This window comes from Paenibacillus chungangensis (genome assembly GCF_042675905.1).
Classification (GTDB): domain Bacteria; phylum Bacillota; class Bacilli; order Paenibacillales; family Paenibacillaceae; genus Pristimantibacillus; species Pristimantibacillus chungangensis.
Map to the genome: position 1 here is coordinate 1 of NZ_JBHTJZ010000055.1, position 5,981 is coordinate 5,981.

At 44.1% G+C, this 5,981-nt stretch carries 6 protein-coding genes and 1 pseudogene; 3 read left to right on the plus strand and 4 right to left on the minus strand.

What is annotated here, in order from left to right:
- The first annotated feature begins 367 nt into the window (after positions 1-367).
- The 3 genes from ACFQ2I_RS19595 to ACFQ2I_RS19605 all read left to right on the plus strand — a co-directional run bounded on the left by ACFQ2I_RS19595 (position 368) and on the right by ACFQ2I_RS19605 (position 2,823).
- Entirely contained in the window at positions 368-1,708 is a 1,341-nt protein-coding gene (locus tag ACFQ2I_RS19595) for a hypothetical protein (RefSeq protein WP_377567245.1), read from the plus strand.
- Positions 1,709-1,803: 95 nt separating this feature from the next.
- Complete coding sequence (locus ACFQ2I_RS19600) at positions 1,804-2,295, plus strand: hypothetical protein (RefSeq protein WP_377567247.1); 492 nt, start codon at positions 1,804-1,806, stop codon at positions 2,293-2,295.
- Positions 2,296-2,394: 99 nt separating this feature from the next.
- Entirely contained in the window at positions 2,395-2,823 is a 429-nt protein-coding gene (locus ACFQ2I_RS19605) for a hypothetical protein (RefSeq protein ID WP_377567249.1), read from the plus strand.
- A gap of 180 nt (positions 2,824-3,003) precedes the next feature.
- Here the strand turns inward: ACFQ2I_RS19605 and ACFQ2I_RS19610 are convergent, their stop codons facing one another.
- The 4 genes and pseudogenes from ACFQ2I_RS19610 to ACFQ2I_RS19625 all read right to left on the minus strand — a co-directional run.
- Positions 3,004-4,140 carry an IS701 family transposase gene (locus tag ACFQ2I_RS19610; RefSeq protein WP_377567255.1) on the minus strand — a complete coding sequence of 379 codons (1,137 nt, stop codon included), beginning with the start codon at positions 4,138-4,140 and terminating at the stop codon, positions 3,004-3,006.
- Positions 4,141-4,243: 103 nt separating this feature from the next.
- Entirely contained in the window at positions 4,244-4,687 is a 444-nt protein-coding gene (locus ACFQ2I_RS19615) for a transposase (protein WP_377567251.1), read from the minus strand.
- 140 nt (positions 4,688-4,827) lie between these two features.
- Positions 4,828-5,316: a group II intron maturase-specific domain-containing protein gene (locus ACFQ2I_RS19620; RefSeq protein WP_377567253.1), complete on the minus strand. Its 489-nt coding sequence runs from the start codon at positions 5,314-5,316 to the stop codon at positions 4,828-4,830.
- A gap of 39 nt (positions 5,317-5,355) precedes the next feature.
- A pseudogene (locus ACFQ2I_RS19625) lies at positions 5,356-5,505 on the minus strand (hypothetical protein); the annotation flags it as partial.
- Between the last annotated feature and the right edge of the window lie 476 nt (positions 5,506-5,981).

A 5,981-nucleotide genomic window follows, 5' to 3' on the forward strand; every position in this document is an offset into this window, starting at 1 on the left:
TTTCGGCTTATTGGCCGCCCCAGCTCTTAATGACCTGGTGGCCGGTTTATTCAAGCATAGATTCTCACAATTACCAGTTAATCTCGTGAACTGCATAAGTCATGTCATTATAATTCTATAGTAAATGATTGGAAATCTAGTGTAAATAAGGAGGTTCATACGTTAGCAAGTGAGGCTATGGGTAAAAAAATTCGCGTATGGTGTCAGGTTTTGGGAGTTGGCAACGTCTATATCTATAGGAGGGCGTATAGAAGAAAAACAACTGCGCCTTCAACTTCAGCTATTGGAGAAAGGAGGTCAGGTTTGATTCGGGAGATGCGGTAGTAGCAACTAAAATCTCTTAAAGAATGGAAGGAGTCGAATGTCAGTGTCCATGAAGAAAAATTTGTTGACTGGTGCGCTTGTTGCCTTGTTGTTACTTAATGTGGGTTCTGTAACTGCTTCGCCAAAAGATGGGGACTATGTATACAAGTCCCTAGCGGAAGCGACAAAGGATGCTTATTCCTCCGATGAGATACCACATCCTTATGGTGCTTCTTTAAATGACATTGATCTCAACGACTATATAGAAAAACAAAGGGTTAAACAGGATATTCCTATTGTTAAGGAATTGACTGAAGCAAACCCAGCGCTTTATTCCGGTTTTTATTATAATCCTGACAAGGGAACGCTCGTCATTCAAATGATTCAAGATTCGCAAGAGTTTAAAAATCAGATTGATCGTAGTGTTAAGAACAACGATAAAATTGAGTACCAGATCACCAAGTATTCCAAACAAGATATTGATGATGCTAAAGAAAAAATTAAAGCAACTGTTCCTGGAGGAACAGTAAAGGCGTTGATCCCCGACACCATAAACAATACACTGATTGTCATTCTTAATGATGCGGGTAGTGAAGAAAAAGTCCTTGCAGCAGTGTCGAAGCGTGGCTTGATTCAAATCGATAGGGGGACTGTGGAGGCAGAAAAGCAAGCAGATAATACTGACTATGGATCATCAATTCCATCAGGAGCACTGATTGGAGGAAACTATCAAACATCGGGCGGTGTAACAACGTACTCACGATGTACAGCCGGTTATTACGGGACAGTAGGGTCTGGAAGCAACTCAAAAAGAGTTTTAGTTACAGCGGGACATTGTGTGCCGAAAAATACGACAACTGCATGGTACCAGCCAACGAACTCGACGTCGACAATTGGAAACTTTACGTATAGAACTTCTTCTTCGAATCCTAATGGTTCTGATGCTGTCAGCGATTCTGGATATATTGAACTTAATTCATCACATAATGGATACCCTAGAGTACCGTATACGAGCATGGTTCGTATTGTTGGCACATATGTTTCTGATACCGTTGGAGACACGATCTACGCAAGAGGTGCCGTAACAGGCTCCCTTACTTCCGGTACAATTCGCTATGCAAACGTTGACATATGGTGGGGTTCTGACGGGTATGGATATAATGACAATCAAGTTCTAGCTACTGGTTATACTTCTGTAAGCGGGGATAGCGGCGGTCCAATTGTTACAGATTATGCTTGGGATAATTCGAGGCAGGCATGGACTTTTGATTTAGCAGGCACACATTCTGGCCAATATACATTCTCAGGACATTCCACCATAGCCAACGGCACTTATAAGGTTTATGACCCCATTTGGATGACCTATAATGATCTGAATATGACCAGTCTTTTAATGTCGCCTTAATTTATTTTTAAATACACCGGTAAATTGCTGTCAAAAGAAGCGGGCGAAACAATTCCGCTTCTTTTGACGTCAGTAAAGCAGGAGGTGTTATTGAGATGAAAATAATTATCTGGTTGCTAACAGCAACACTATTTGGGGTGGGATACAACCCGTCTTTATTATCAGAAGCGCAAATAAAGGAGGATCACGTTCCTGTTATGACAACAGATGGAGAGGCTATTCCTGCTCCTGAAACAGATTTGTATGCTGTCAGTATCGAGGCTCCGCTTCAAGTAAACGAAAGTGAAGGATTCACGATTAAAGCCACTCTCACGAATTTGGAAGATAGCTCTGTTGGAATCAGCCATGCAGCAGGTGTATTTTATTTTGTTATTCGGGACAGCCAGGGGCAACAAGTCAATACGTTCGGGATGCATGACGTCGGTAACATGGGAATCCTTCAAGCAAAAGCTGCGATTAATGAGCAATATGAATATAAATTAGATAAGCCTGGTTATTACGAGATTTCAGCGATTGCGAAGTTTAAAATTGGTGAAAAAAATTATGAACTTGAGACAAACAAAGTAGTGATTGAGGTGGTTTCATAACTCTATGACCGGGCAGCTATATCGTTAGGGTCAGTGACGGTCAGGAAAATAAAACGGGTAATTCTCACGTTATTTGGCTCGATTGTGGCCACCGCGCTTTTGGCGTCAGTCGTTTTCAATAAAGACATGACTCCTGAAGCATTCACACCGACATTGGGTACAGAAAATGAGCAGTACAACCACAATCCTGAACCAGTCTTGAAAGCCAATGCCGACAATGCCAGTTTCTTGAGCGAGGACGAGATCGAAAAAGTTGCCTTTCGTGATAAAGGAGCTGTACCAGTTCGGACGGAGTTGGTAGCTTGGGGAGAATTTATGGCTGGCCAAACTGAAATCAGGGATCATCAAATTGCAAGGGATCGCAAAGTGTGGATTGTCCAAACCTATTATCCTGATGGATATGATACTAAGAGGGGAAGAATGGACAACGCATTTGTAACCGGCATTTATGATAGTGAAACAGGTGATGTGTTAGGTGCAATATATAAGCCGCTGCCCAAAGGAGAAAAACCAGAAGGTGTCCAGTAAGCCAACCTTCTGATGGAGAGAGTAGAATAAAATGTCCAGTAAGCCAACCTTCTGATGGAGAGAGTAGAATAAAAGCCTGCCGCACATCGGCAGGCTTTTATTTAATAACTTGACTCTTGCAAAAACACAGATCAATTAGTCCCAAAGGACAGACTGGTAGCATGAAGCCGAAAATGGTGTTTAAGCGTTGAGCTTCAACCGTTTCAAAATGTCGAAAAGCGGTGTTTTCGCCAATGCCTGCTCGTACACATACACGACCAGTTCTCCAAAGTAATCGTGGCGAATCCGTCGTACGACATCTCCAAACGTTAACGGGGCGTTCGGTTTTGACCATTCTTGGCGCTGCAGTTCGACGAAGTTCTGTGTCAAAAATTGAATCACCCAAAAACGCTCGATCGCTTGAAACGACCACAATTGGTAGTGGTCAAAGCCCATTAAATCCTTGAAGTAACGATAGCCGGTTTCGATGTGCCAGCGTACATCATAATAGCGTAGGATGGTTACGACATCCATACTCTTATCCGTACACAGAATAAAGAATGGTTTCTTACCGGACTCATAAGCGTTCTCCCAAGACATCAGGACGTTGACATTCTCGATATCAGCCAATGGGCCTTCGTATTGGTAAATCCAGTACGTCTCCCGATTCTCCGTGGTAACGGGACGGAGATCAGACTTTTGGATGTACTGGGAAGTGAAATCAGCTAACGAAATTCGAATACCGGCAGGAGCGATCAAGCGGTTGCTTTTGAGAGCTGCGATAATGTGAAATCCCTTGACATTACAGGCGTTGACGATTTTCTCGCTCGTATACCAGCTGTCCATCAGTACGTAAACGAGCTCATCATCAGAGGCCGGATAGTCCTCGATCATTTGGATGGCCAAGTCATTTTTGCTTTTGAACGGAAGATTATGCTTCTCGCAATATTCCTTCCGAAAGTATGGACGGAAATCCCAAGACAGGGAGAAGCCGTCGGTCACCAGATGAGACGTGACGATACAATGCGACCATACACTTTTGCCGTCGTCGTGAGCAAAATGGAAGTCCAAGCCTTCCATTCGCTTGGTGCTCTTGTTTTTCTTAAAGCTGGTATCATCGATGATGAAGAAAAACAAGCTCCTGCTATCTTCCTTTTTCTGGCGAGATCTACGAATTCGCTCCATTAGAAATTGAATGCGCCGGCGCTGAACACGGTTCTTGCACCACGTGGATTCCTTCAGAAAGCGAGTGATACAACTGAGATCCCGGTATTGTCCTGTATGATTTCGGATCGAAGTGATCGTTTTGCGTCCTTCGCATAATAGAATGCCGTGCATCAAAGAAATCGGTTAAACCCCCTTATTGTGGACACTGCACCTCTTATTCGGTATCAATCTTAGAATTGCTTTAAATTGCTTCATTTTTCACCAATACCGACGATCAAACCTTAATCTGCTTTGGCTTCACAATGCCTTGCTTCACCGCTTCCATGTATTCATATGGGGACAAGTCATAGATGCTGCCATGAATACGGATGCGATTATAATCCTGGATAAACTGGCTCACGACTTCATAGGCCTGTGGATAAGATTCAAACACATGCCGCTGGTAGCACTCCGCCTCTATGATCGAATGATAGGATTCGATGTGAGCGTTTTTGTTCGGTGTTTTAGGCGGGATCCGCTCGTGAATCATGACAAACTCGTTACAGGCATCACCAAATAAGTTGCTAATAAATTGCGGGCCGTTGTCTGAACGTATGACGGGCTTTTCTGCCTTGTCAAAGAGCTGGCGCTTCATCAGCGCTTCCTGCGTGATCTGGACGAGATGTTTCGCTTCACACGTCAGTACAATATGATAGGTCACTACTGCACGGTCAAACACGTCCAGGATGCTCATAAGAAAGAAGAAACGTTGCTCGCCACTAATCCAGCGTGAAATAAGAGATGGGGCGTAGTCGAACTATTTCCCCATCTCTCTTTCCCGAACCGGACTTGCACCTCTCAGCGCATCCGGCTCTCCATTTAAGTGTTGCTCATAGCAAAGGCGACTTCGTCATAATAGGATTCAATTGTACGATGTTTCTCTGAGCGTAGGATGTATGGATTTCCTGCTGGAGTACGCCATTTGAACCAGCCTTTGCGGCTTGTTATTAACCTTTTCAACGCCAGTTCTCCATAGAATCCCCGGCTGTTTTTACCTTGTAGTACCCAGATTTTGGCCTTATCTTTCTCTGGAGATCGGACATACTCTCTCATTAATGATCGGAATCCACGCTTGTACTTTCGTGCAAGCCAATAGCCGAGTTTCCAGAAAACCGTGCGATCTACTTTACCGTATATCGTTGCGGTATAATCTGTGTATTGATAGAAGTTTGCCCATCCTGCAAGTTGTCGGTTCAGGCTTTCAATCAAATCCATGGTGTTCATGCTGAAATTCCCTGACAGTTGCTTAACAACTCTCTCAGTGAAACGGCGGTATTTATCCCAAGGAATAGAGGATACAGGTCGCATTCGTCCTCTGGCTCCACGCTTGCGAATAATTCGATGGCCAAGGAAAATGAACCCGTCGTTCACATGCGTAATATGCGTTTTATCCATATTCAGCGTGAGTTTCAGCCTATCTTCGAGAAATGAACGACATGCTTTTCGCACTTCGTCCGCATGTGCCTTGGTCCCTTTGACTACCACCACAAAATCGTCAGCATAACGGCACTAGGAGATTGCTGGCTTCCATTGTCGCTTTTCTCGAATGGCGATAGGGCGCTCTTTCTGTATGCCGAAGTTCCAAGCCCAGCGATCTTTCCTTACCTTCTTACTCAGAAATTTCGCTTCCATCCATTGATCGAATTCGTGTAACATAATATTGGATAGGAGTGGTGAGATGACACCGCCTTATGCAAAGCTTTGCATAGACCGCCTTGAGGCGTTCCTTCTTCGTTGAGCTGGAAACTTCCGCCTTCCAGAACGCCGGCTTTCAGAAATTTCTCGATTAAGGATAGGACGCTCCCGTCTGTCACCGTCTCTTTGACCATTCCGATGAGCTTCTCATGCGGGATGGTGTCGAAGTACGATTTTTTAGCGATATAAGATAGACCCATGAGATTCGCTAGTGTACAGGATCGACAGATCCTGTACACTAGCGAAAGAGAGAGGAGCACATCTTGTGGAATCTATCA